Origin of the sequence: Burkholderia orbicola, from assembly GCF_900100915.1 — a bacterium.
Classification (GTDB): domain Bacteria; phylum Pseudomonadota; class Gammaproteobacteria; order Burkholderiales; family Burkholderiaceae; genus Burkholderia; species Burkholderia orbicola.
The window spans coordinates 3,030,007-3,056,295 of the sequence record NZ_FNKW01000001.1; the positions used below are offsets into that span (position 1 = coordinate 3,030,007).

Genomic DNA, 26,289 nt, shown 5'->3' on the forward strand with positions numbered 1-26,289 from the left:
GGCAGACAGTCTTTCTTAGCCTCTCGTGGCCGTCACCGCTGTGCTTGCAGCCTGACCGCCCCATGTGATATCGAGGACGCGCGGCCTGGCGCCGCAGCAGATGGTCCGTCCGTTTCACATGCTGGGCGAGCTTCGCCAGGGCGGTTTCCTTCGGCTCACGGTTCATCTCTATGGAATCACTGCGCATCTACAACACGCTCGCGCGTGACAAGCAAGTTTTCGTGCCGCGCCAGCCCGGCGAAGTGCGGATGTACGTATGCGGGATCACCGTCTACGACTATTGTCACGTGGGCCACGCGCGCATGCTGGTCGTGTTCGACCTCGTCCAGCGCTGGCTGCGTGCGATCGGCTATCGGGTCACGTACGTGCGCAACATCACCGACATCGACGACAAGATCATCCGCCGCGCGGTCGAGAACGGCGAGACGATCAAGTCGCTGACCGACCGCTTCATCGGCGCGATGCACGAGGATGAAACCGCGCTCGGCATCCAGCGGCCCGACGTCGAGCCGCGCGCGACGCAGTTCATCCCGCAGATGCTCGGCATGATCGAGACGCTCGAGACGAACGGCTACGCGTATCAGGCGGCCGACGGCGACGTCAATTACTCGGTGCGCAAGTTCGCAGACTACGGGAAGCTGTCGGGCAAGTCGCTCGACGATCTCCGCGCGGGCGAGCGCGTCGCCGCGAACGATGCGAAGCAGGATCCGCTCGACTTCGTGCTGTGGAAGCGCGCGAAGGCGGACGAGCCGGAAGGCGCGTCGTGGGCGTCGAAGTACGGAATGGGGCGCCCGGGCTGGCACATCGAGTGCTCGGCGATGGGCTGCTCGCTGCTCGGCAATCATTTCGACATCCACGGCGGCGGGCAGGACCTGCAATTCCCGCACCACGAGAACGAGATCGCGCAGAGCGAAGGCGCGACCGGCGAGACGTTCGTCAACTACTGGATGCACAACGGCTTCGTGCAGGTCGACAACGAGAAGATGTCGAAATCGCTCGGCAACTTCTTCACGATCCGCGAGGTGCTCGAGCGTTACGACGCGGAAGTCGTGCGCTTCTTCATCGTGCGCACGCACTACCGTTCGCCGCTCAATTACAGCGACGTGCATCTCGACGATGCGCGCGCGTCGCTCACGCGTCTGTACACCGCGCTGAAGGACGTCGAGCCCGACACGCTCGCGCTCGACTGGCACGAGCCGCACGCGCAACGTTTCGCGGCGGCGATGAACGACGATTTCAACACGCCGGTCGCGGTGGCGACGCTTTTCGAGCTGGCGGGTGAAGTCAACCGCACGCGCGATGCCTCGCTCGCACGGCAACTGAAACAGCTGGCGGGCCTGCTCGGCCTGCTGGGCCGCGAACCGCGCGCGTTCCTGCAGCAGGCGTCCGGCGCCGCGCAGGCGGGCGGGCTCGCGGCCGACGAGATCGAAGCGCAGATCGCCGCGCGCGTCGCGGCGAAGCAAGCGAAGGACTATGCCGAAGCGGACCGGATCCGGGCGGAATTGCTCGAAGCCGGCATCGCACTTGAAGACAAACCGGGCGGATCGACCGAATGGCGTCGCGTATGAGCGCAGCGCGTTCCACTGACCGATCCGTCAGGTAGGAGGCAAGATGGCAACGGCCAGAAAAGCGCCGGTCAGGCGTGCGACCCCGGTCGCCGCGCGTCCGGCAGCCAAGCGCGTACCGGCGGCGAAGGCGGACGCGACGCGCGCCGTGCCGAACGGCGCGCTGAACGGTCATGCGCAGCCGGCGGCCGCGCAGCCGGCCGCCGACGCGGCCCGCAAGATACGTGCGTCCGAAGCGGACGGCGAGGAGGGCGTCGTGCGTCCCGCCTATTGGGACAAGGCGTGCGCGGACCTCGTCAAGCGCGACCGGATTCTGAAGAAACTGATTCCGAAGTTCGGTCCCGCGCATCTCGTGAAGCGCGGCGACCCGTTCGTCACGCTCGCGCGCTCGGTCGTCGGCCAGCAGATTTCGGTGCCGTCCGCCCAGTCGCTGTGGGCGCGCATCGAGGATGCCTGCCCGAAACTCGCGCCGCAACCGGTGATCCGGCTCGGCGCGGACAAGCTGATCGCGTGCGGGTTGTCGAAACGCAAGACGGAATACATCCTCGATCTCGCGCAGCATTTCGTGTCGGGGGCGCTGCACGTCGACAAATGGACGTCGATGGACGACGAGGACGTGATCGCGGAACTCACGCAGATCCGCGGCATCAGCCGCTGGACGGCCGAGATGTTCCTGATCTTCAATCTGTCGCGGCCGGACGTGCTGCCGCTCGACGACCCGGGCCTGATCCGTGCGATCAGCGTCAATTACTTCAGCGGCGAACCCGTCACGCGCAGCGAGGCGCGCGAGGTCGCGGCCAACTGGGAGCCGTGGCGCACCGTCGCGACCTGGTACATGTGGCGCAGCCTCGATGCGCCCGACGCCGACGCCTGAGCGTCGGCTATCGGGTTTTAAACATCAATAGTTGAGAGCCGGTTTTGAGCGTCGCCCGCGCGGGTAGAATACGCGCTGCCGCAAGACCCAAGGATTCGAACACATGAAGACCACGTTTCTGGATTTCGAACAGCCGATCGCCGAACTCGAGGCCAAGATCGAAGAGCTGCGATTCGTGCAGGACGACTCGGCTGTCGATATTTCGGAAGAAATCGAGCGGCTGTCGAAGAAAAGCCAGCAACTGACGAAAGACCTCTACGCGAACCTGTCGCCGTGGCAGGTTTCGCAGATCGCGCGGCACCCGCAGCGGCCGTACACGCTCGACTACGTCGCGGAACTGTTTACCGATTTTCACGAGCTGCATGGCGACCGCGCGTTCGCGGACGACCTGTCGATCGTCGGTGGTCTCGCGCGCTTCGGCGGCCATCCGTGCATGGTGATCGGTCACCAGAAGGGCCGCGACACGAAGGAGCGCGCCGCGCGCAACTTCGGGATGCCGCGCCCGGAAGGCTATCGCAAGGCCGAACGCCTGATGCGTCTCGCCGAGAAGTTCGGGCTGCCGATCTTCACGTTCGTCGACACGCCGGGCGCGTACCCGGGCATCGGCGCGGAAGAGCGCGGCCAGTCGGAGGCGATCGGTCGCAACCTGTACGTGATGGCCGAGCTGAAGACGCCGATCATCACGACGGTGATCGGCGAGGGCGGTTCGGGCGGTGCGCTCGCGATCGCCGTGGCCGACACCGTGATGATGCTGCAATTCTCGACCTACTCGGTGATCTCGCCGGAAGGCTGCGCGTCGATCCTGTGGAAGAGCGCAGCGAAGGCGCCGGAAGCCGCGGAAGCGCTGGGCCTGACCGCGCACCGTCTGAAGGCGCTCGGCCTGATCGACAAGATCATCAACGAGCCGCTCGGCGGCGCGCATCGCGATCCGAAGGGCATGGCCGCGTTGCTGCGTCGCGCGCTGGCCGATTCGCTGCGCCAGTTCCAGGGCATGAGCATCGATGCGCTGCGCGAGCGCCGCTTCGAGCGCCTGATGGCCTACGGCAAGTTCAAGGAAACCACGCCCGGCGCATGACCGGCCGTGTATTCAAGGCGCGTGCCGCTGCACGCGTGTCTCGCTCGTGATCCCGCCCACCGAATTCTCCGCCGATCGCGTCGTCCTCGACGCGGTCGGCGTTGCGCTTTCTGGTCTGCCGCCGGACGCGCGCATCGCGATCGCCTACAGCGGCGGCCTCGATTCGACCGTGCTGCTCGATGCGGCCGTGCGCGTCGCGGGCGCATCGCGCTGCGTCGCGCTGCACGTGCATCACGGCCTGAGCGCGAACGCCGATGCGTGGGTCGCGCATGCCGAAGGGCAAGCGGCCCGGCTCGGTGTCGCATTCGAATCGATGCACGTCGACGTGCCGCGCGACAGCGGGCTCGGGATCGAGGCGACCGCGCGCGAGCGTCGCTACGCGGCGCTCGACGAGATGGGCGAACGCCATGGCGTGGCGGCGCTGTGGCTCGCGCAACATGCGGACGACCAGGCGGAAACGGTGCTGCTGCAACTGTTGCGCGGCGCGGGAATCGCGGGGCTCGCCGCGATGGCGCCGCGTTATCGCCCCGACGGCGTGAGTATCGAGCGGGTGCGCCCATTGCTGCGACTGTTGCGCGCACAACTCGAGCGCTATGCGGAGCAGCACGCGCTCGCGTGGATCGACGACGAATCGAACGGCGACACGCGCTATGCGCGCAATGCGCTGCGCGTCGACGTGCTGCCGGCGTTGGCCGTGCATTTCCCTGGCTTTCGCGACGCGCTCGGCCGCGCGGCCCGGCATGCGGCGGCCGCTCAGCGGCTGCTCGACGATCTGGCCGAGCTCGATTTCGCCGTCGCCGCGCGCGATGACGGTCACGCGCTGTCGCGCGACGCACTGGTCGGATTCGACGACACGCGCGGTGCGAACCTGCTGCGCTTCTGGATGCGCCGGCTCGGTTTGCCGGGCGCGTCGGCTGCCCGCCTGGCCAACATGATGCGGCAACTGCGCGCGGCGCACGACGCGCATGCGCTGCGTGTCGATCACGCGGGGCAGTGCCTGCGGCTCTATCGCGATGTCGTGTACTGGGAGGCGGGCGACAGCAGCGAGCCGGCCGACGACGGCACGGGGACGCCGCAGCCGGAGGCGGTACTCGCGTGGAACGGGCAGGAAGTGTGGCAACTGCCGGGATGGCGCGGCACGTTCGTGTTCGCGCCCGCCGACGCGGGCAGCGCCGATGCGGTGCCCGAGGCGCTGCTGCGCGGTACCCGGCTGGCGGCGCGCGCCCGTGCAGGCGGCGAACGGATGCGCACGTCGCCGGGCGGGCCCGGCCGGACGCTGAAGAACCTGTTCCAGGAGCGCGGCGTGCCGGCCTGGCAACGCGACGTGCCGCTGCTGTTCGCGGGTGACCGGCTGATCTACGTGCCGCGGCTGGGCATCAATCGCGACATCGGCGAGCCGGCCGACGCGGCGTCCGGTGACGCGGCATGGCGCCGGATCGAATGGCGCCCCGACCTGCTGATCGCCTAGCAGCGGCAGGCGGTCGAACGCGCGATGGCGCGCCCATTTTCACCATTTGGTAAACAGCGCCGGAACGGCCGCCGACACGCCGCGCGGCTTGTCAAGCGGGCTTCTATCGGGTACGCTCGGTCGTTTGCTCGGCTCGATTTTTGAGCGTTTTGTGCAGGTTTTCCGCGTGACGTACCCGGTTTGCGCGGCCTGATCGGCCTTCCGGGCAAAATCCGCCACGCTTGCGTGTTGCGTCCCAGCCGTCCCCCTCGTCGTCCGTCCACAGCCACAAGCCGCGTGACCGAACGGCTACGCGGCCTGCCCAGCGCGCCCGTGCGGTTTCTCCTCCAGTTCAGAACGACAATGGCACTCATCGTACACAAATACGGCGGCACTTCGATGGGCTCGGTCGAGCGCATCAAGAACGTCGCGAAACGCGTCGCAAAATGGCATCAGGCCGGGCACCAGATGGTGGTCGTGCCTTCGGCGATGTCCGGCGAAACCAATCGTCTGCTCGGTCTCGCGAAAGAGATTTCGAGCCAGCCGAGCCCGCGTGAGCTCGACATGATCGCGTCGACCGGCGAGCAGGTCAGCGTCGGCCTGCTGTCGATCGCGCTGCAGGAAATCGGCGTCGAGGCCGTGAGCTATGCCGGCTGGCAAGTGCCGATCAAGACGGACAGCGCGTTTACGAAAGCACGTATTCACTCGATCGACGACGAGCGCGTGAAGGACGATCTGAACGCAGGCAAGGTCGTGATCATCACGGGCTTCCAGGGCGTCGATCCGGACGGCCACATCACGACGCTGGGCCGCGGCGGCTCGGACACGTCGGCGGTGGCGGTGGCGGCTGCGCTGGGTGCCGAAGAGTGCCTGATCTATACCGACGTCGACGGCGTCTACACGACCGATCCGCGGGTCGTCGAAGAGGCGCGCCGCCTCGACCGCGTGACGTTCGAGGAGATGCTGGAAATGGCCAGCCTCGGCTCGAAGGTCCTGCAGATCCGCTCGGTCGAATTCGCCGGCAAATACCAGGTGAAGACGCGTGTGCTGTCGAGCCTGACCGATCCGCTGATTGCGCTCGACGAAGAAATGCGCTCGGGCACCCTGATTACTTTTGAAGAAGACGAGACCATGGAAAAGGCAGTCATTTCCGGCATCGCGTTCCAGCGCGACGAAGCACGCATTGCTGTGATGGGCGTGCCCGACAAGCCGGGCATCGCATATCAGATCCTCGGCCCGGTGGCCGATGCGAACGTCGACGTCGACATGATCATCCAGAACCAGAGCGTCGAAGGCAAGACCGACTTCACGTTCACGGTCGGCCGCGGCGACTACCAGAAGGCGATGGACATCCTCACCAACCAGGTGCAGGGCCATGTGAGCGCCGAGCGCGTGCAGGGCGACCCGAAGGTGTCGAAGGTGTCGGTCGTCGGCGTCGGCATGCGTTCGCACGTGGGCGTCGCGAGCAAGATGTTCCGTACGCTGTCGGAAGAGGGCATCAACATCCAGATGATCTCGACGTCCGAAATCAAGATTTCGGTGCTGATCGACGAGAAATACATGGAGCTGGCCGTCCGCGCGCTGCACAAGGTATTCGAACTCGATCAGGCGTCATGAATTTTTCGTGATGCATTGAAGAAAATGCATCACGGAAATTGACGTACGGTTCGAAACCCTATATTATCTCGTTCTCGTCGCACTGCCTCCCTGGTGCGAGCGAAAGTTTGGGAGACGTGGCCGAGAGGTCGAAGGCACTCCCCTGCTAAGGGAGCATCTGGGCCAAAACCTGGATCGAGGGTTCGAATCCCTCCGTCTCCGCCAAAAGCGGTGACAAAGCCCCGCAAGTTCTCGGACTTGCGGGGCTTTTTCTTTTTCCGGCCCACCGTGTGGTGTCGTGCGCCAAGCATCGATGCCGTCGAGGCTCGTCCTCGGGCGCGCATCGTCGATACGGCATTCGGGCAATGACTGCTCGACGGGAGTGGCGGTCATGCGCTACATATCGCGTATCGTTCCGCGCGACTCGAGGTGATGCTCGTGGCAACCCCGCATTCCGTTCTGACCGTCCTGTCTCATCGACCTGTCGACGGATTGATCGACAACCACGCACGTTACGCGGATCTGCACGGCTACCGGCATGCGACGGTCGACGGCATGCACGTGTATGGCGAGCGCCAGCAAGTGCTGTACAAGTACCACGCGATCATCGCGCAACTCGTTGCGATGGAGCACGGTGCGTTGCTGCTCGTGCTCGACCCATTCTCCGTCGTGTTCGATCCGCACGCGCTGACGGATGTCGCGCACGGTTACGACGCGATCGTCACGACGCAGACGTCGAAATCGGCGTTGCCCGCCGCGAGCGGCATGATCTTCCGCAACGTGCCCGACGTACGCGAGCAGTTGCGCCGGCTGGCGCTCGAACTGGGCAAGTGGGCGATGCATCTTCCGGAGCGGCAGCACGCGTGCGAGGCGACGCTGCTGGCAGCGCACTTTCCACCGCTGCCGTTCGACGTACCGCTTGCGAACGGCCATTTCGCGTCGGCCCAGACGGTCTGGAGCGATGGCGTGTCGATCGATTCGATCGCCCGCGCGCGACCGCTCGTGGCGCACCAGGCCCCCGAGTGGCGAGACGTGAACGGCTTCTGGGCGCCGGTGCCCGATTACGACTTCCGTTACGTGACGGCGCTCGTCGACGATGCCGAACGGTACCAGCGCGGCGACTGTCCGCGCGCGATGGACGACTGGTGCGTCGCGCAGCAGCGACCGCGCGAAGCAGAGCGGCATGTGAATCCGCATGCGCCGATCGCGTTCGTGAGCCTGCATACGTCGCATATCGCGGGCTATGGCGACCTGCACGAGGAGAATTTCGTCCGCTACTGCACGCGACATGGCTATGCGTACCACACGTATCGCGCCGCGCCCGCTTTCCTGCCGGACGGCATCGACGCGAACTGGGCGAAGCTGCATCTGATTCGCGAACATCTGTCGCATCACGCGTTCGTGTTCTGGGTCGATGCGGACATCCTCGCGATCGACCAGCGCCAGCGCATCGATGGCACGATCGAGGGGCGCGACTTCGTGATCGGGACCGATCACACGGCGTGGGCGATCAACTCGTGCATGATTGGCGTGCGCAACGTGGCGTCGATGCGCGAACTGGTCGAACGCATCTGCGCACGCATCGAGCGGTTCGACGATCGCTCGTCGGTCTATGCGAGTGGTGGCGACCAGCAGGCGATCTATGTGGAGTTGCTCGAGTCCGGCATGATCGACGCGCGCCATATCGTCGATGCGACGACGCTCGCGTCGTCCCCGGTCTATGCGACGCGCGACAGCCGCTTCGTCCATTTCCCCGCCCAGCACGACCACTATCGTGCGGTGACGATGCGCGTATGGGATCGCTTGAGTCACCTGCGCTAATGGACGCTCGCGTGAGAGGTGGTGCGCGCGAGGGTAATTCGATCTGCGGTATGCGCAGCATGAGATCGAATGAAATAAAAATGAAAGTATTTATGTAAGACAGGAGAGGCCACGCGACCGTGGCACTGCGGAACGCCGACCATGCCGTTCCGGCCCTCCGAAATGACCAGTTGACATCAAAAATGCGGCGCTGCGTCGATTTCTGTCGCACGCGGCATCGAGCAATACGAAAAATTACTCATAAAAATCAGCAGGCTACGCGGGCACGCAAAATTGATGTTCTGCTGCGCTGCAGAAAATATTCAATCGTTTTATGCTGGTTAACCCGATCGCATTTGAGCGGCATCAACTTTTCCGGTGATGCCGCTTTACATTTTGCCAACATTGGCGATTCACGAAATCTACCTGTCGATTTGATTTCGTTCCTTTCGTTGCGCCTGTCCCCGATGCAGGGCGCGACCTCCTCAAGGCGTTGTTGACATGCATGATTTCCCCTTCCTGAGCCTGGCCATCTGGGTTCCGATACTGTTCGGCGCGGGGCTGCTGCGCGCCGGTTCCGACCAGCATTCACGCCGGATACGACTGATCGCGCTGGTCGGCGCGATCGCCGGGCTGGCGGCCGTCGTGCCGCTGATCGCCGGTTTCGACGCGCATTCGGCGGCGATGCAGTTCGTCGAAAGACGCGACTGGCTGGCGGCATTCAATGCCGGCTGGCGGGTCGGCATCGACGGCGCGTCGCTGTGGCTCGTCGTGCTGACCGCATTCACGACGCTCGTGGTGGTGGTGGCGTCGTGGGAGTCGGTCACGGTGCGCGTCGCGCAGTACTACGCGTCGTTCCTGATCCTGTCGGGGCTGATGGTCGGCGTATTCGTCGCGCAGGACGGGCTGCTGTTCTTCATCTTCTTCGAGGCGACGCTGATCCCGCTGTACCTGCTGATCGGTACGTGGGGGCGCGAGCGACGCGTGTATGCGGCCGTGAAGTTCTTCTTCATCTCGTTCGCCGGCTCGCTGTTGTTGCTGATGGCGATGCTGTACCTGTACGCGCAGTCGCATACGTTCGACATGGCCGTGTGGCGCACGCTGCAGCTCGGCTTCGCGCCGCAGTTGCTGGTGTTCCTCGGCTTTTTCGCGGCGTTCGCGGTCAAGGTGCCGATGTGGCCGGTCCACACGTGGCTGAGCGACGTGTACACGGACGGCCCGACGGGCGCCGCGCTGATGCTCGCGATGCTCAAGCTCGGTGGTTACGGGTTCCTGCGCTTCGCGCTGCCGATCACGCCGGACGCGAGCCACTTCTTCGCGCCGGCCGTGATCGCGCTGTCGCTGTTCGCGATCGTCTACGCGAGCCTGATCGCGCTCGCGCAGACCGATCTCGGCAAGCTGCTCGCGTATTCGACGGTCGCGCACATGGGGATCGTCACGCTGGGGCTGTTCCTGTTCAACCGGATCGGCGTCGAAGGCGCGATCGTGCAACTCGTGTCGTACGGCTTCGTGGCGGGCGCGATGCTGTTGTGCGTGAACGTGCTCGTGGATCGCACCAGGCAGCGCGAGATTGCAGCGTACGGCGGCGTGGCGGGCGTGATGCCGCGTTTCGCGACCTTCACGCTGCTGTTCGCGATGGCTAACGTCGGTCTGCCGGGCACGTCGGGGTTCGTCGGCGAGTTCATGGTGATCATGGGCGCGATCCGCTTCAACTTCTGGATCGGTGCGATCGCGGCGCTCACGCTGATCCTCAGCGCGTCGTACACGCTGTGGATGCTCAAGCGCGTCGTGTTCGGCAAGGTCGCGAGCCAGCGGATCGCGAAGCTCGCCGACCTGAATCGTCGCGAGATCGTGATGTTCGCGTCGCTCGCGCTGATCGTGCTGGCGGTCGGCATCGATCCGAAGCCGTTCACCGATGCGATCGATCCGACCGTCGGCAAGCTGATCCAGGAAGCGAGCCACTCGAAGGTGCCGGCAGGGGATGGCCCCGCGCCGGCGCTGCCGTCGTACATGGCGTCGACGCACGACTGATCCCGGCACACCGCGCCGCGCAAGCGAGCCGCATTCGCGCGGCAGGTATCGTTGCGCACGCATCGATCGAGACTCGGCACGGGGCGTGCCGGGCCCGCTTCCGGCTGCGTGAAATTGCCCCGCGACAATGTGACTCACGGCAGATTTTGCAATGATGATTTGCCGCCTGCACCGGTTTTTCCTCGCACTCGCGCGACGTATGATTCGGCCAATTTCGTGAATCGAATGCGCATCGGGCATACGCAAACGGATTCAATGACCCGCGGGGCTGTGTGATGAAAAGAAGAGCTTCAAGAGGCTGGTCGGCGCTGATGGCCATGGGCGCGGCGCTGAGCCTGTCAGGTTGTAATTTAGATGTACTAAATCCGAAAGGAAGCGTGGGTGCAGCCGAAAAGGCGCTGATCGCGACGTCCACCTGGGCGATGCTGATCGTCGTCGTGCCGGTGATCCTGCTCACGCTGTGGTTCGCGTGGCGTTACCGCGCGTCGAACCGCAACGCCGCCTACGCACCGAACTGGTCGCACTCGACCGCGATCGAGGTCGTGATCTGGACGGTGCCGACGCTGATCATCCTGTTCCTCGGCGTGCTCACGTGGAAGACCACGCACGAGCTCGATCCGTACAAGCCGCTCGAATCGGCGGTGAAGCCGATCGACGTGGAAGTGGTCGCGCTCGACTGGAAGTGGCTGTTCATCTATCCGGAACTCGGCATCGCGTCGGTGAACCAGCTCGCGATTCCGGTCGGCACGCCGGTGAACTTCCGCATCACGTCGGATTCGGTGATGAACTCGTTCTTCATCCCGCAGCTCGGCGGCCAGGTCTACGCGATGGCCGGCATGCAGACACGCCTGCACCTGATCGCCGACGAGCCCGGCAACTACGCGGGCACGTCCGCCAACTTCAGCGGCCGCGGTTTCTCCGACATGAAGTTCCGCACGCTCGCCGAGCCGCGCGAGCAGTTCGATGCGTGGGTGCAGAAGGTGAAGGCGTCGCCGGATCGGCTCGACGCGACTATGTACGGCGGCGTCGCGCAGCCGAGCGAGAAGGCGCCGGTGCGCTATTTCTCGTCGGTCGATCCGCGGCTCTTCCACAACATCATCGCGAAATACAACGATGGCCACGTCCTCGACCTGAAGGACGCCGCCTGCGGCACGAAGGGGTAACGCATGTTCGGCAAACTCACACTCTCGGCGATCCCGTTCGATCAGCCCATCATCATGGGGGCCGGCGCCTTCATGGGTCTGGTCGTGCTGGGCATTCTCGCCGCGCTGACGATCACCGGCCGCTGGAAATGGCTGTGGACGGAATGGCTGACCACGGTCGACCACAAGAGACTCGGCGTGATGTACATCATCGTCGCACTGATCATGCTGCTGCGCGGCTTCGCCGACGCGATCATGATGCGCATGCAGCTCGCGCTCGCGTACAACGCGCCCGGCTACCTGCCGCCGCACCACTATGACCAGATCTTCACGGCACACGGCGTGATCATGATCTTCTTCATGGCGATGGTGTTCATGGTCGGCCTGATGAACCTGGTCGTGCCGCTGCAGATCGGCGCGCGCGACGTCGCGTTCCCGTTCATCAACTCGCTGTCGTTCTGGATGACGGCGGTCAGCGCGATCCTGATCAACCTGTCGCTCGTGATCGGCGAATTCGCGCAGACGGGCTGGCTCGCGTACCCGCCGCTGTCGGAGCTGCAGTTCAGTCCGGGGGTAGGGGTCGACTACTACCTGTGGGCGCTGCAGATCTCGGGCGTCGGCACGCTGCTGACCGGCGTGAACTTTTTCGTGACGATCATCAAGATGCGCGCGCCGGGCATGACGCTGATGAAGATGCCCGTGTTCACGTGGACGGCCCTGTGCACGAACGTGCTGATCATGGCGTCGTTCCCGATCCTGACCGCGACGCTCGCGCTGCTCGGCCTCGACCGTTACCTCGGCATGCACTTCTTCACGAACGACGCCGGCGGCAATGCGATGCTGTACCTGAACCTGATCTGGGCGTGGGGCCATCCGGAGGTGTACATCCTGATCCTGCCGGCGTTCGGGATCTTCTCGGAAGTCATCGCGACGTTCGCGAAGAAGCCGTTGTTCGGCTACAAGACGATGGTGTACGCGACCTGCGCGATCATGGTGCTGTCGTTCCTCGTGTGGCTGCATCACTTCTTCACGATGGGCTCGGGCGCGAACGTGAATGCGTTCTTCGGGATCATGACGATGATCATCGCGATTCCGACCGGCGTGAAGGTGTTCAACTGGCTGTTCACGATGTACCGCGGCCGGATCGAATTCACGACGCCCGTGCTGTGGACGATCGGCTTCATGGTCACGTTCACGCTCGGCGGCATGACCGGCGTGATGATGGCGATTCCGGGCGCGGACTTCGTGCTGCACAACAGCCTGTTCCTGATCGCGCACTTCCACAACGTGATCATCGGCGGCGTGCTGTTCGGTTATCTGGCGGGCTTCAACTACTGGTTCCCGAAGGCATTCGGCTTCAAGCTGAACGAGAAGCTCGGCAAGGCCGCGTTCTGGTTCTGGCAGGTCGGCTTCTACGTCGCGTTCGTGCCGCTCTACGTGCTCGGCTTCATGGGCATGACGCGCCGCCTGAACCACTACGACAACCCGGCATGGCATCCGTGGCTGCTGGTCGCCGCGTTCGGCGCCGTGCTGATCGCGATCGGCATCGCGTGCCAGCTGCTGCAACTGGTGGTCAGCATCCGCAACCGCCATCTGCCCGAGTACCGCGACACGACGGGCGACCCGTGGGGTGGCCGCACGCTGGAGTGGGCGACCTCGTCGCCGCCGGCCGACTACAACTTCGCGGTGATCCCGCAGGTGCGCACGCTGGATGCGTATGCAGACATGAAGGCACGCGGCGAAGGCCGGCCGAACCCGGCGACGTTCCGCGACATCCACATGCCGTCGAATACTTGCGCGGGCCTCGTGATCGCGGTCTTCAGCCTGGTGCTCGGCTTCGCGCTGGTGTGGCACATCTGGTGGATGGCGATCGGCGGGCTCGTCGGGATCATCGCGACGCTCGTGATCTACAGCTCGCGCGATAACGACGGCTATTACATCCCTGCGTCGACGGTGCGCAAGACCGAAGACAAGCAGCCGACGCGGCGCACGGCCGCGCGCGTCGACGACGTGGAACTGGAGGCCAACTGATGTTGCAGAAAACCTTGAGCGCAACCCTGCTCGAACACGACGACCATCCGCCGTCGCATTCGGTGTTCGGGTTCTGGCTGTACCTGATGACCGACTGCGTGATCTTCGCGGCGCTGTTCGCGACGTTCGCGGTGCTCGGCCACCAGTACGCGGGCGGGCAGACGGCGAAAGAGCTGTTCGACATTCCGGGCGTCGCGGTCGAAACCGCCGCGCTGCTGCTGTCGAGCATCACGTACGGCTTCGCGATGCTCGCGGCGTACCAGCAGCGGCGCGGCGCGCTGCTCGCATGGCTCGCGGTGACGTTCGTGCTCGGCGCGGCGTTTCTCACGATGGAACTGCGCGAGTTCTCGCACCTGATCGCGGAAGGCGCGGGCCCGCAGCGCAGTGCGTTCCTGTCGGCGTTCTTCACGCTGGTCGGCACGCACGGGTTGCACGTGACCGCCGGCCTGTTGTGGATGATCGTGCTGGCCGCGCAGATCGTGTTGCGTGGCGGCGACCTGACCGATCGCGACCTGCGACGTCTGACGTGTCTGAGCCTGTTCTGGCACTTCCTCGACATCGTGTGGATCTGCGTGTTTTCCTTTGTCTATCTCGCGAGCGTGATCTAAATGGCCCATTCGCATTCGTCTCAACTCGAAGAAGGGCACGGCAGTGTCGGCGGCTACGTCGCCGGTTTCATCCTGTCGGTGCTGCTCACGGCCGCGTCGTTCGGCCTCGTGATGGGCGGCGTGCTGTCGCCGCATGCGTCGCTGATCGGGCTGGCCGTACTCGCCTTCGTGCAGATCGTCGTGCACCTCGTGTATTTCCTGCACATGAACGGCTCGTCGGGCCAGCGCTGGAACGTGATGGCGTTCAGCTATACGGTGCTGACCGCCGCGATCGTGATCGTCGGCACGCTGTGGGTGATGCACAACGTCAGCATGAACATGATGTCGCGTTGAGCGACGTCGTCGCGCATCGGGTTCGCATCCTTGCGCGTTCATGAAGAAAAGGCGGCACATGCGTGCCGCCTTTTGTTTTTTCCGGCTGCCGTGTTGCGCCGGGCAGTGTGGTCAGTGCCGCGTGCCCGCGTCGGCCGTCAGCGCATGCGTGCAGTCGGCGCGGTACTCGGCGGCGAGCCGATGCTTCGCGCCGTCGAGATCGTCGGGATAGTACGGGCTCGCGTGGGCCGGATCGTAGCCGACCTGTTCGAGCTCGGACAGCTCGCGTACGAGGTCCGCACGCGAGACGCCGCTGCCCGTGTGCACGAACGGGTACGCGTGGCATTCCTGCGGGGTGAGGTGCGGCCCCGCGAACGCGGCGGTGCTGGCGCATGCGAGCAGCATGCAGGCGACGGTGGTCGACAGTTTCATCCGGTAGCTCCTGGTTTCGCGGCCCGATGCCGCATGACGTCAGCGTAGGCGGCAGCCGTCGCAGGGCGGGCGACGCCCGGATGAAACATGTTTCACCTACGCACGTCGCGATACCGAATGAAGTTATTTTCATCTGGCGCCGCACGGCGATCGCGGCGCTTACGATAGTGGCGGGCGCATCGTGCGCGCCCGTGTTGAAGTTCATTGCGAGGGCAACCATGCGAGTACTGACGGTCGAGGACGATGCGGTGACCGCGAACGAAATCGTCGGCGAACTGACCGCCCGCGGATTCGAGGTCGACTGGACCGATAACGGCCGCGAAGGGATGATGCGCGCGATGAGCGCATCGTACGACGCGATCACGCTCGACCGGATGCTGCCGGGCGCGGACGGCCTCGCGATCGTGACTGCGATGCGCACGGTCGGCATCGACACGCCGGTGCTGATGCTGAGCGCGCTGGGCGACGTCGACGAGCGCATCCGCGGGCTGCGCGCGGGCGGCGACGACTACCTGACGAAGCCGTTCGATTCCGGCGAACTGAGCGCGCGCATCGAAGTGCTGCTGCGCCGCCGGCAGGCATCGGGTGTGCCGCAGCAGACGCTGCTGAAGGTCGGCGCGCTCGAGCTCGACCTCATTTCGCGCTGCGCGCGCCGCGGCGCCGACGAGATTCCGCTGCTGCCCACCGAGTTCCGCGTGCTCGAATTCATGATGCGCAACGCAGGGCAGACGATCACGCGCACGATGCTGTTCGAGGCCGTGTGGGGCTATCACTTCGATCCAGGCACCAACCTGATCGACGTTCACATGGGCCGGCTGCGCAAGAAGATCGATCCGCCCGGCGCGAACCCGATGATCCAGACGGTGCGCGGATCGGGCTACATGCTCGCTTGACGGAGGCGCGAATGGACGCAGCCCGCGCGGCGCACTTCACGCGCCGCTGGCATACGACGACGTTTCGCTGGCTATGCGCATACGCGGCGATCTTCTCGGTGTCGCTGCTGCTGCTCGCGGGCGTGATCAGCGTGGCCGCGACGCATACGATGACGCGCGACACCGACGAAGTGCTCGCGTGGCAACTGATCTATTTCGATTCGATTCCCGATGCCGAGCTGCCGCTCGCGATCCACCGGCGGCTCGAGCACGAGCACATGCATACGAATTTCTACGGGCTGTTCGATGCGAGCGGGCGCCGCGTGGCCGGCGACATCACTAAGCCGCCCGCGCTGCAGACCGATCGCCGCGGCCGGACGCTGAACCGCACGCTCGTGCTGCTGGACGGCCAGCCGTCGCCGATCGCGCGCACGATGGCCGAGCGCCGCGACAACGGCATGACGCTGGTGGTCGCGCGCGACCTGTCGCATTTCATCCAGATCCGCGACGTCGCGATCCGCGGGCTCGTGATCGGCGGCGTGGTGATCCTGATCGCGGGCATCGCGGGCGGCAGCATGCTCGGCATGCGGCAGATGCGCCGCGTCGCCGCGATCCGGCGCGTCACGCGACAGATCGCCGAAGGCGATCTCGGCAAGCGGCTGCCGGTCGGCGGCTACGACGAACTCGATCTGCTCGCGCATCTCGTGAACCACATGCTCGACGAAGTCGAGCGGCTGATGGGCGAGGTGCGCCATACCTGCGACGGGATCGCGCACGACCTGCGCACGCCGCTCGCACGCGTGCATACGATGCTGGCGCGGCTCGCCGACCAGCCGTTCTGCGCGCATGATCCCGCGTCGGCGGCGCTGCTGGCTTCGGCGCGCGACGAAACCGACCGGCTGCTCGAACGGTTTCGCGCGATGCTGCGCATCTCCGAGATCGGCACGCTGAGCCGGCGCGGCGGTTTTGCCGCGGTCGACGTCGCGGCCCTGCTGCGCGACGTGTGCGAGCTTTACGAGCCGCTGGCCGAGGATGTCGACGTGTCGTTCGCGCTCGAAGCGGCCACGGTCGGCGGCATCCATGGCGATCGTGCGTTGCTGTTCGAGGCGTTCAGCAATCTCGCGGACAACGCGATCAAGTTCACGCCGCCGGGCGGCCGCGTGCGCGTCGTACTCCAGACGACGCCGCACGGCCCGCTCGTCCGGTTCGAGGACACCGGGCCCGGCATCCCGCCCGGCGAGCGCAATGCGGTGCTCGAACGCTTCTATCGCGGCGAGCGCACGCGCCACGTGAACGGCTCGGGGCTCGGATTGAGCATCGTGTCGGCGGTGATGCGCGTGCATGGTTTCGCGCTGCGGATCGGCGACGCGCAGCCGGCCGGTACGGCGATCACGGTCGAATGCTGGCCGCGTTCGCTCGCATGACGACGCGGGAGACCGAGCGATGCGCATCCTGCTGATTGCGCCGCCGAATCCGCACGCATCGCGGCTCGACAAGGCGTTTCGAGAGAGCACGCACGGCGTCGAGCGCGTCGACGCATGGCGCGACGGCTGTTTCGCGGCGACGCAGGACCGGTTCGACGCGATCGTGATTGTCGCGACCGATGGCGGGGCCGCGGCGGCGATTCTCGATGAATTGCCGCGGCTCGCCGCGTCGGCCGGCGGTGCGACGATCGCCGCGATCGTTGCCGGCACCACGTCCGCCCAGCGCGCGCGGATGCTGAACGCCGGCTGCGACGTATGTCTGGCTCATCCGTGTTCGTTCGTCGAATTGCACGAACGGTTGCGCGCGCTGTGGCGCCGCGCGGGCGTCATCGCGATGCGTGAATCGATTCGGCTCGACACGGCGACGCGTGCGCTCGAGGAGCAGGGCCGGCGGCTCGCGCTCAGTGCACGGGAGTTTCGCGTGGTCGAATGCCTGCTGCGCGAAGCGGGGCGGCCGGTCGGGCGGGACGCCGTGCTGCGTTATGCGTGGGACGATGCCGACATCGAACCTGAAACGGTCAATGCGCTGGTCGTCCGGTTGCGGCGCAAGCTGGTCGCGCATGCGTTTTCCGCGCGGATCGAAACGGTTGCGCGATTCGGCTTCCGGTTCGACACGGGCGGGTGACGGGGCGGATATCGACGCCGGGCTGAAAGAAGCTCTTGACGAGCGGCGTGCGCCGCGCCGCACCGCGCAGCCCGGCCCGGCCCGGCCCGGTCGGCAGCCGGGCGTCGATTGTTACAAGACGTTAGCGCGCGTGTCCCGTTGCGATGCCGCGCATCAGTTCTTACAAACTTGAAATATGCGGAGCGGGTGCTTGCCGCTATAGTCGAATCACACATGACACAACCAGAAGAGGAATCCATGAAGACTTTGCGTGTTGCCTCGCTCCTGACCGGTATGACGGCCTTGCTCGTGTCGGGCGCAGCAATGGCGGGAGTCAATGTCGGGATCAACGTCGGCGTGCCGGCACCGGTCTACGTCGCGCCCGCGCCCGTGTATGCGCCGCCGCCTCCGCCGGTCGTCTACCAGCCGGCGCCTGTCTATGCACCGGCGCCCGTGTACGCGCCGGCGCCGGCGATCGTGATCGGCTGGCACGGCGACCGCTACTGGGACGGCCGTCGCTACTGGGGCCGCGACGAGTGGTATCGCCACCATGGCCGCGGCTGGGGCGGCGATCGCGGTCACTGGGATCACGGCCGCCACAACGGCTGGCGCTGATCGAACGGTCGCGCATGCGTGCCGCGTGCGCGACAACCGCTCGTGAGGAAACCGCCCGCGTGGCGGTTTTCTTTTGGCTCGACGGATTGAATGGGTAGAATCGCTCCACGTTACTACCCTCATTCGATCGACAGGGCCTCTATGACGAAGGGTTCGCCCCGGGCCGCCGCCGTGCGTGCCTGCCTTGGCGCGCTGCGGGCCGCCGGCCGCGTGGCCACGGTGCTGGCACTGCATGCGGTGCTGGCCGCGCCGGCCGCGCACGCGGCCTACGCCATCGCGCAGTACGGCGAGCCGAAGTATCCGCCTGGCTTCAAGCATTTCGACTACGTGAACCCCGACGCGCCGAAGGGCGGCACGCTCGTGCTCGCGAACCCGAGCCGGCTGACGTCGTTCGACAAGTTCAATCCGTTCACGATGCGCGGCAACACCGCACCGGGCATCGACATGCTGTTCGAGAGCCTCGCGACCGGCAGTTCCGACGAACCGGCTTCCGCCTACGGGCTGCTGGCCGACGACATCGACGTCGCCCCGGACCGCCGTTCGGTCACGTTCCACCTGAACCCGCGCGCACGCTTCTCGAACGGCGATCGCGTCACGGCCGACGACGTCAAGTTTTCGTTCGACACGCTCAAAAGCAAGCAGGCCGCACCGCAGTTCGGCGCGTATTTCGCGGAAATCGCGAAGGCCGTCGTCGTCGATCCGGCGACCGTGCGTTTCGAGTTCCGCAGCGCGAATCGCGAGCTGCCGCTGATCGCCGGCGGCGTGCCCGTGTTTTCGCGCAAGTGGGGATTGCGCGCGGACGGCTCGCGCATCCCGTTCGACCAGCTTGCGTTCGAGCAGCCGATCGGCAGCGGCCCGTACGTGATCGAGCGCTACGACAACGGCCGCACGATCACCTACCGGCGCAACCCCGCGTACTGGGGCGCCGATCTGCCGGTGCGGGTCGGCACCAACAACTTCGAGCGGATCGTGTACAAGCTGTACGGCGACGGCGTCGCGCGGCTCGAGGCGTTCAAGGCCGGCGAGTACGACGTGCTCGTCGAGTACATCGCACGCAACTGGACGCGGCGCGACGTCGGCAAGCGTTTCGACAGCGGCGAGCTCGTCAAGCGCGAATTCCGCCAGCATAACGGCGCCGGCATGCAAGGCTTTTTCATGAACCTGCGCCGGCCGTTGTTCCGCGACGTGCGCGTGCGCCAGGCGCTCGACCTCGCGTTCGATTTCGAATGGCTGAACCGCCAGTTGTTCTACAGCGCATACACGCGTCTCAACAGTTATTTCGCCGACACCGACCTGCAGGCGACTGGTACGCCGAGCGAAGGCGAGCTGAAGCTGCTGGAGCCGCTGCGCGCACAGCTCGATCCGGCCGTGTTCGGCCCGACGGTCACGCAGCCGGACACGAATCCGCCGGGGTCGCTGCGCGCGAACCTGCTGAAGGCGCGCGCACTGCTCGCGCAGGCCGGCTGGACCTATCGCGACGGCGCGCTGCGCAACGCGAAGGGCGAGCCGTTCACGTTCGAGATCCTCGACGATGCGGGCGGCGCGATGGAAGGCGTCGTGACCGCCTACCAGCGCAACCTGGCGAAGCTCGGCATCGTCGTGCGGTTTCGCACGGCCGATTACGCGCTGCTGCAAAAGCGCCTCGATGCATTCGACTACGACATGACGACGATCCGCCTGCCGGGCGTGCAGGTGCCGGGCGCCGAGCAATACTCGCGCTACGCGAGCAAGTTCGCCGACGAGCCGGGCTCCGACAACTTCATCGGATTGAAATCGCCGGCCGTCGACGCGTTGCTGCATGCGCTCGGCGCCGCGCAAACGCGCGAGGAACTGCTCGACGCGACGCACGCGCTCGACCGCGTGCTGATGCACGGCTACTACGCGGTCCCGCAGTGGTACAGCACGACGCACCGCATCGCGTACAAGCGCACGCTCGCCTATCCGCGGACGCTGCCGCTGTACTATTCGGCCGAGGGCTGGGTCGTGTCGACCTGGTGGGCGAAGCCCGATCACTGACCCGCGCCGGCCCTTCGTCCAACCCCGCCATCCGATCACGAGTCGACGCCCTATGTGGAGCTACATCCTCAAACGCCTGCTGCTGATGATCCCGACGCTCGTCGGCGTGCTGACGCTCACGTTCGCGGTGATCCAGTTCGTGCCGGGCGGCCCCGTCGAGCAGGCCGTGCAGGAGTTGCGCAAGGGCGCGACGGAGCAGGGCGCGACGCCGTTCGGGATGCGCGCACACACCGGCGTCGACGCGCAGCAGCTCGCGCAACTGAAGGCGCTGTACGGTTTCGACAAGCCGCCGCTCGAACGCTACTGGCTGATGCTGAAGCGCTTCGCGCGCTTCGATCTCGGCGACAGCTATTTCCGCCACCAGAGCGTGTGGTCGCTGGTCGTGCAGAAGCTGCCGGTGTCGATCAGCATCGGGCTGTGGACGTTCTTCCTCACGTACCTGATCTCGGTGCCGCTCGGCATCGCGAAGGCCGTGCGCAACGGTTCGCCGTTCGACGTCGCGACGAGCCTCGTCGTGCTGGTCGGCTATGCGATTCCAGGCTTCGTGCTCGGCGTGCTGCTGCTCGTGCTGTTCGGCGGCGGCTCGTTCTGGCAGCTCTTTCCGCTGCGCGGCCTCACGTCGGACAACTTCGCGCAGCTGTCGCTAGTCGGCAAGGTGCTCGACTACCTGTGGCACATCGCGCTGCCGATCACCGCGTCGGTCGTCGGCAGCTTCGCGGTCGTCACGATGCTCACGAAGAACGCGTTCCTCGACCAGATCCGCCGGCAATACGTGCTGACCGCGCGCGCGAAGGGGCTCTCCGAGCGCAGCGTGCTGTGGAAGCACGTGTTCCGCAATGCGATGCTGCCGTTGATCGTCGGCTTCCCGGCCGCGTTCATCGGTGCGTTCTTCACCGGCAGCCTGCTGATCGAGACGCTGTTCTCGCTCGACGGCCTCGGGCTGCTGTCGTACGAGTCGGTCGTGCGGCGCGATTACCCGGTCGTGCTCGGCACGCTGTACCTGTTCACGCTGATCGGGCTCGCGACCAAGCTGATCTCCGATCTTTGCTATGTGTGGGTCGATCCGCGCATTCAATTCGACAACCTGGAGCGCTGACATGAAACGAGCCATTCGCATGCCCGGCGCCAGCGGGCGGGGCGCGCGATGAACCGGGCCGTCGCCTCTTCCCGTATCGACGCCGCACGTGCGCGCGTGTCGCCGTCGCCCACCCGCCGCGTGTGGCAGCGTTTCACGCAGCAGCGCCTCGGCTACTGGAGCTTCGTGATCTTCGTCGTGGCCTTCGCCGCGAGTCTCGCGGCGCCGCTGTGGTCGAACGACAAGCCGCTCGTGGTGCGCTACGACGGCCAGACCTATTTTCCGATGTTCCATGCGTACCCGGAGACGACCTTCGGCGGCGATTTCCCGACGCCGGCCGACTATCTCGATCCGTACGTGCGCAAGCGGCTCGAGGCGCCCGGCAACTTCGTCGTCTATCCGCCGAACCGCTACTACTACGACACGCTGAACTACTTCTCGAACGTGCCGAACCCGGCGCCGCCGTCGCGCGAGAACTGGCTCGGCACCGACGCGCAGGGCCGTGACCTGCTCGCGCGGCTCGTGTACGGTTTCCGCGTGTCGGTCGAGTTCGGGCTGATCCTGACGGTGATCGGCACGCTGCTCGGGATCGCCGCGGGCGCGGTGCAGGGCTTCTTCGGCGGGCGCATCGACATCGTCGGGCAGCGGCTGATCGAGATCTGGAGCTCGCTGCCGGAGCTGTACCTGCTGATCATCTTCGCGTCGATCTTCGAGCCGAGCTTCCTGCTGCTGATCGTGCTGTTGTCGCTGTTCGGCTGGATCGGCCTCGCCGACTACGTGCGCGCGGAATTCCTGCGCAACCGGACCCAGGACTACGTGCGCGCGGCCCGCGCGATGGGGCTGACGAACTGGCAGATCATCTGGCGCCACGTGCTGCCGAACAGCCTCACACCGGTGATCACGTTCCTGCCGTTCCGGATGAGCGGCTCGATCCTCGCGCTCACCAGCCTCGATTTCCTCGGGCTGGGCGTGCCGCCGCCCACGCCGAGCCTCGGCGAGCTGCTGGCGCAGGGCAAGGGCAACCTCGACGCATGGTGGATCTCGCTGTCGACGTTCGGCGTGCTGGTCGCGACGCTGCTGCTGCTGACCTTCATGGGCGACGCGCTGCGCAACGCGCTCGACACGCGGATCGCCGATTCGGTGCGCGCGGCGGGAGGCCAGCGATGAGCGAGCCGACCGTATCGACGCAGCACGAACCGCTGCTGTCGCTCGAGCGTCTGCATGTGCGCTTCGGCGACACGGTCGCGGTGGACGACGTGACGCTCGCGATCGGGCGGGGCGAGCGGGTCGCGCTCGTCGGCGAATCGGGGTCCGGCAAGAGCGTGACCGCGCTGTCGATCCTGCGGTTGCTGCGCGACGCAGAGGTCACGGGCGCGATCCGCTTTGCCGGGCAGGATCTGGCGGCCAGGAGCGAGCGCGAGATGCGCGGGCTGCGCGGCTCGGACATCGCGATGATCTTCCAGGAGCCGATGACGGCGCTCAACCCGCTGTATACGATCGGTGTGCAGATCGGCGAGACGATCGTGCTGCACGACGGCGTATCGGCCGTCGAGGCGCGCAAGCGGGCGATCGCGTTGCTCGCGCGCACCGGCATCGCGGAGCCCGAGAAGCGGGTCGACAGCTACCCGCACCAGTTGTCGGGCGGCCAGCGGCAGCGCGCGATGATCGCGATGGCGCTCGCGTGCCGGCCGCGCCTGCTGCTGGCCGACGAGCCGACCACCGCGCTCGACGTGACGATCCGTGCGCAGATCGTCGACCTGCTGCTGGAACTGCAGCGGGAGGAGGCGGAAAAGCGCGGGATGGCGATCCTCCTGATCACGCACGATCTGAATCTCGTGCGGCACTTCGCGCAGCGGGTGGCGGTGATGGAGCACGGCCGGCTCGTCGAGAGCGGGCCGGTCGAGCAGATTTTCGCGGCACCCGAGCATCCGTATACGCAGCGGCTGCTGAACAGCCGGCCGCAACGCACGGTCACGCCGGTGATGCCGATCGCGCCCGTCGTGCTCGACGCGCGCCACGTGAGCGTGCAGTTCGCGCGCAAGCGGCCGGGCTTCGCGGGCTGGTTCGGCACGGTGCCGGTGACGGCCGTCGCCGACGTGTCGGTGTCGGTGCGGCAGGGCGAAACGCTCGGCATCGTCGGCGAATCGGGCTCGGGCAAGTCGACGCTCGCGATGGCGCTGCTCGGCCTGCAGAAGACGGCCGGCGGCGAGATCGAATTTCAGGGCCGTGCGCTGTCGACCTATCGCGGCCGCGAACAGACCGCGCTGCGCTCGAACATGCAGGTGGTCTTTCAGGATCCATTCAGTTCACTTTCGCCGCGTCACACGATCGAGCGGATCGTCGGCGAAGGGCTCGAACTGCATCGCCCGGACATGACGCCCGACGCGCGCCGCGCGAAGTCGCTCGCGGTGCTGCGCGAAGTCGGGCTCGACCGTACGGTGCTGCAGCGTTATCCGCACGAATTCTCGGGCGGCCAGCGCCAGCGGATCGCGATCGCGCGCGCGCTGGTGCTGGAGCCGCGCATCCTGATCCTCGACGAGCCGACGTCGGCGCTCGACGTGTCGATCCAGCAGCAGGTGCTGAAGCTGCTCGCGAATTTGCAACAGAAATACAACCTCGGCTATGTGTTCATCAGCCACGACCTGGAGGTGATCGGTGCGATGGCGCACCGCGTCGCGGTGATGCAGGACGGCGCCGTCGTCGAGTCGGGGGAGGTGTCCGACATCTTCACCCGACCGTCACATCCTTACACACAAAAGCTGTTGAAAGCGGTCTGGAAAGCGTGATAGGCGTCCAATGGTCTGACCATCTCGATTGTATTTATTAATTTGTTTTGACAAACGATTACGCGCTGGCTAGTATCGACCGAAATTTTCCGCCAATCAGCTGATTTTTAAGCACATTCCATCGACCAATGCAGCATCGATCCCTGACCCAGGCATGCGCGCGCACCATCGCCGGGCTGTTCATCGGCGCCCTGTTCGCAGCAGCACCCGGCGCGTTCGCCGACGAAGTCAGCAGTTTTAACCAGAATGTCACCAATTCGACTCAGATCGGGTCGGGTTCCTCCCTCCAGCAGACCAGCGCGCAGCCGTCGAGCGGCGGCGCGAAGTCGTTCCTTGCCGGCATGGCGGGCAAGGCGGGCGACGTGGTCGTCGGCGCGCTGAACATGATCGGCGTGCGGTATCGCTGGGGCGGCAACTCGCCGGATTCGGGCCTCGACTGCAGCGGCTTCGTGCGCTACGTGTTCCAGGACACGCTCGGCATGTCGCTGCCGCGTCGCGCGGAAGAAATGAGCCGCGTCGGCGAGAAGGTGAGCATGAGCAACCTGAAGCCGGGCGACCTCGTGTTCTTCAACACGATGCGCCGCACGTTCTCGCACGTCGGCATCTATATCGGCGACAACAAGTTCGTGCACTCGCCGTCGACGGGCAGCACCGTCCGCGTCGACGATCTCGACAGCGGCTACTGGGAAAAGCGTTTCACCGGCGCGCGCCGGATCGAATCGGAATTCCCGATGAAGCCCGAAGACCTGCGCCGCGTGCGCGCGACGATCGGCGACGATTCGGCGAACGGCAACAACTGACGTTTGCCGGTCGGTCAGGCCGGGCGATAAAAAAACCCTGTCACCGAAAGGCGGCAGGGTTTTTTGTTTTGAGGCTGGCGCCGACGGCGACGCGTAAGTCGTTCCGTAGGCCTCCGGGAGGCGGCGTGTGCCGCGGCCTCCCGCCCATCGCGGCTTACGCGGCGGCAGTCACGCCCCGCGCCGCCGCGAGCTTGCGCTGCAGTTCCGGCATGATGCGCGCGACCGCTTCCTCGCCCGCGAGGATCGCCGCGTTGCGCTGGTTGAAGTCGCTGCCGCCCATCGCCGCCAGGTTCGGGCGAATCACGACGTCCGCATACTTGTCGAGCTCGTAGGTCTTGATCGTCTGGCCCATGATCGTGAAGGTCTGCAGCAGCATCTCGATCGGGTTGTTGGTCGCCGCGCCGTCGGGCCGGGCCGAGATGTCGACCGCGATCACGAAGCTCGCGCCCATCTTGCGCGCGAACGACGCCGGCACCGGGCTCACCAGCCCGCCGTCCACATATTCGCGATTGCCGATCTTCACCGGCTCGAACACCGACGGCACGCTGCACGACGCGCGCACCGCGAGCCCCGTGTTGCCTTGCTGGAACAGGATCGGCTGGCCGCTTTGCAGGTCCGTCGCGACGATGCCGAGCGGCTTCGCCATCTTCTCGATCGGCCGGTTGTTGAGCGTCTTGTTCAGGAAGTTTTGCAGCGCGACGCCTTGCAGCAGGCCGCGCGAGCGAAACGGCAGCGCCCAGTCGCTGATCGATGCCTGGTCCATGTCGAGGGCGATCTTGTTGATCTGCAGCGCGTTCATGCCCGACGCGTAGAGCGCGCCGACCACCGAGCCCGCGCTCGTCCCGGCGACGATCTCGATCGGAATGCCGCGCGCCTCGAGCGCCTTCAGCACGCCGATGTGCGAGAACCCGCGCGCGGCGCCGCCGCCGAGCGCGATGCCGATCTTGACGGGCTTCTCCTGCGGCAGGGCCGTGCCGGGGCGGGATTTGTCGCCGAAGGACGTACAGGCGGCGAGGCTGGCGGACGCGCACGCGATCGTGAAGTGGCGGCGCGACAGGCGAGGGGACGACATCGAATGGTTCTCCGGCGGCTTGGCGGCGGGTTACACGGCCCGCGGCGGCGAT

22 protein-coding genes, 1 tRNA gene and 1 pseudogene are annotated in these 26,289 nt (G+C 65.9%); 21 read left to right on the plus strand and 3 right to left on the minus strand.

Annotated features, from left to right (window positions below; all coding sequences use genetic code 11):
• Positions 1 to 170: 170 nt before the first annotated feature.
• The 4 genes from cysS to tilS all read left to right on the plus strand — a co-directional run bounded on the left by cysS (position 171) and on the right by tilS (position 4,982).
• Entirely contained in the window at positions 171 to 1,568 is a 1,398-nt protein-coding gene (cysS, locus tag BLS50_RS14495) for a cysteine--tRNA ligase (protein ID WP_074802495.1), read from the plus strand.
• 43 nt (positions 1,569 to 1,611) lie between these two features.
• Positions 1,612 to 2,439 (plus strand): DNA-3-methyladenine glycosylase family protein, encoded by an 828-nt coding sequence (locus BLS50_RS14500; protein WP_006478432.1) that lies wholly within the window; start codon positions 1,612 to 1,614, stop codon positions 2,437 to 2,439.
• A gap of 103 nt (positions 2,440 to 2,542) precedes the next feature.
• On the plus strand, positions 2,543 to 3,514 hold the full coding sequence (locus BLS50_RS14505) for an acetyl-CoA carboxylase carboxyltransferase subunit alpha (RefSeq protein ID WP_006478433.1): 972 nt from the start codon (positions 2,543 to 2,545) through the stop codon (positions 3,512 to 3,514).
• A gap of 46 nt (positions 3,515 to 3,560) precedes the next feature.
• Positions 3,561 to 4,982 carry a tRNA lysidine(34) synthetase TilS gene (tilS, locus tag BLS50_RS14510; protein WP_074802496.1) on the plus strand — a complete coding sequence of 474 codons (1,422 nt, stop codon included), beginning with the start codon at positions 3,561 to 3,563 and terminating at the stop codon, positions 4,980 to 4,982.
• 122 nt (positions 4,983 to 5,104) lie between these two features.
• On the opposite strand, the pseudogene BLS50_RS36540 reads toward tilS, so the two are convergent.
• Positions 5,105 to 5,342, minus strand: a pseudogene (locus tag BLS50_RS36540) (hypothetical protein); the annotation flags it as partial.
• On the opposite strand from BLS50_RS36540, the gene BLS50_RS14520 reads away from it, so the two are divergent.
• From BLS50_RS14520 to cyoD, 8 genes are all read left to right on the plus strand, one after another.
• Positions 5,325 to 6,578 carry an aspartate kinase gene (locus tag BLS50_RS14520; protein ID WP_011549493.1) on the plus strand — a complete coding sequence of 418 codons (1,254 nt, stop codon included), beginning with the start codon at positions 5,325 to 5,327 and terminating at the stop codon, positions 6,576 to 6,578. The pseudogene BLS50_RS36540 and the gene BLS50_RS14520 sit on opposite strands and share 18 nt — an antisense overlap.
• A gap of 110 nt (positions 6,579 to 6,688) precedes the next feature.
• Positions 6,689 to 6,782: transfer RNA gene (locus BLS50_RS14525), tRNA-Ser, on the plus strand.
• A 207-nt stretch (positions 6,783 to 6,989) separates the two neighbouring features.
• The gene (locus BLS50_RS14530) at positions 6,990 to 8,378 is read left to right on the plus strand and encodes a glycosyltransferase family protein (protein WP_074802498.1); all 1,389 of its coding nucleotides are present in this window, start codon (positions 6,990 to 6,992) and stop codon (positions 8,376 to 8,378) included.
• Between the two features lie 480 nt (positions 8,379 to 8,858).
• Complete coding sequence (locus tag BLS50_RS14535; protein ID WP_011549495.1) at positions 8,859 to 10,388, plus strand: complex I subunit 4 family protein; 1,530 nt, start codon at positions 8,859 to 8,861, stop codon at positions 10,386 to 10,388.
• Positions 10,389 to 10,663: 275 nt separating this feature from the next.
• Entirely contained in the window at positions 10,664 to 11,551 is an 888-nt protein-coding gene (gene cyoA / locus BLS50_RS14540; RefSeq protein WP_006478438.1) for a ubiquinol oxidase subunit II, read from the plus strand.
• 3 nt (positions 11,552 to 11,554) lie between these two features.
• Positions 11,555 to 13,561, plus strand: coding sequence for a cytochrome o ubiquinol oxidase subunit I (gene cyoB, locus BLS50_RS14545; protein ID WP_006478439.1), 2,007 nt, complete (start codon positions 11,555 to 11,557; stop codon positions 13,559 to 13,561).
• Positions 13,561 to 14,169 carry a cytochrome o ubiquinol oxidase subunit III gene (gene cyoC, locus BLS50_RS14550; RefSeq protein WP_011549497.1) on the plus strand — a complete coding sequence of 203 codons (609 nt, stop codon included), beginning with the start codon at positions 13,561 to 13,563 and terminating at the stop codon, positions 14,167 to 14,169. Before cyoB ends, cyoC begins: the two co-directional genes overlap by 1 nt.
• The gene (gene cyoD, locus BLS50_RS14555; protein ID WP_006478441.1) at positions 14,170 to 14,502 is read left to right on the plus strand and encodes a cytochrome o ubiquinol oxidase subunit IV; all 333 of its coding nucleotides are present in this window, start codon (positions 14,170 to 14,172) and stop codon (positions 14,500 to 14,502) included.
• A 111-nt stretch (positions 14,503 to 14,613) separates the two neighbouring features.
• On the opposite strand, the gene BLS50_RS14560 is transcribed toward cyoD, so the two are convergent.
• Positions 14,614 to 14,913, minus strand: a complete 300-nt coding sequence (locus BLS50_RS14560; RefSeq protein WP_011549498.1) for a DUF4148 domain-containing protein — start codon at positions 14,911 to 14,913, stop codon at positions 14,614 to 14,616.
• 218 nt (positions 14,914 to 15,131) lie between these two features.
• Here BLS50_RS14560 and BLS50_RS14565 point away from each other — a divergent pair, with 218 nt between their 5' ends.
• The 9 genes from BLS50_RS14565 (at position 15,132) to BLS50_RS14605 (ending at position 25,165) form a co-directional block, all read left to right on the plus strand.
• Positions 15,132 to 15,806, plus strand: coding sequence for a response regulator transcription factor (locus tag BLS50_RS14565; protein WP_011549499.1), 675 nt, complete (start codon positions 15,132 to 15,134; stop codon positions 15,804 to 15,806).
• Between the two features lie 11 nt (positions 15,807 to 15,817).
• A complete protein-coding gene (locus BLS50_RS14570) occupies positions 15,818 to 17,209 on the plus strand; it encodes a sensor histidine kinase (RefSeq protein ID WP_069232865.1) in 1,392 nt (463 codons plus the stop codon).
• A gap of 19 nt (positions 17,210 to 17,228) precedes the next feature.
• Positions 17,229 to 17,894: a response regulator transcription factor gene (locus tag BLS50_RS14575; protein ID WP_054927945.1), complete on the plus strand. Its 666-nt coding sequence runs from the start codon at positions 17,229 to 17,231 to the stop codon at positions 17,892 to 17,894.
• 237 nt (positions 17,895 to 18,131) lie between these two features.
• A complete protein-coding gene (locus tag BLS50_RS14580) occupies positions 18,132 to 18,488 on the plus strand; it encodes a hypothetical protein (protein ID WP_027808916.1) in 357 nt (118 codons plus the stop codon).
• Positions 18,489 to 18,629: 141 nt separating this feature from the next.
• The gene (locus BLS50_RS14585; RefSeq protein ID WP_074802499.1) at positions 18,630 to 20,504 is read left to right on the plus strand and encodes an extracellular solute-binding protein; all 1,875 of its coding nucleotides are present in this window, start codon (positions 18,630 to 18,632) and stop codon (positions 20,502 to 20,504) included.
• 52 nt (positions 20,505 to 20,556) lie between these two features.
• Positions 20,557 to 21,600, plus strand: a complete 1,044-nt coding sequence (locus tag BLS50_RS14590; protein ID WP_006481944.1) for a microcin C ABC transporter permease YejB — start codon at positions 20,557 to 20,559, stop codon at positions 21,598 to 21,600.
• A gap of 48 nt (positions 21,601 to 21,648) precedes the next feature.
• Positions 21,649 to 22,746, plus strand: coding sequence for an ABC transporter permease (locus BLS50_RS14595; RefSeq protein WP_053525318.1), 1,098 nt, complete (start codon positions 21,649 to 21,651; stop codon positions 22,744 to 22,746).
• Positions 22,743 to 24,365, plus strand: coding sequence for an ABC transporter ATP-binding protein (locus tag BLS50_RS14600; protein ID WP_053525317.1), 1,623 nt, complete (start codon positions 22,743 to 22,745; stop codon positions 24,363 to 24,365). The genes BLS50_RS14595 and BLS50_RS14600 overlap by 4 nt, the downstream gene beginning before the upstream one ends.
• Positions 24,366 to 24,493: 128 nt before the next feature.
• Positions 24,494 to 25,165 carry a C40 family peptidase gene (locus BLS50_RS14605; RefSeq protein ID WP_011694316.1) on the plus strand — a complete coding sequence of 224 codons (672 nt, stop codon included), beginning with the start codon at positions 24,494 to 24,496 and terminating at the stop codon, positions 25,163 to 25,165.
• Positions 25,166 to 25,319: 154 nt separating this feature from the next.
• On the opposite strand, the gene BLS50_RS14610 is transcribed toward BLS50_RS14605, so the two are convergent.
• Positions 25,320 to 26,237, minus strand: coding sequence for a patatin-like phospholipase family protein (locus tag BLS50_RS14610; protein WP_011549508.1), 918 nt, complete (start codon positions 26,235 to 26,237; stop codon positions 25,320 to 25,322).
• Between the last annotated feature and the right edge of the window lie 52 nt (positions 26,238 to 26,289).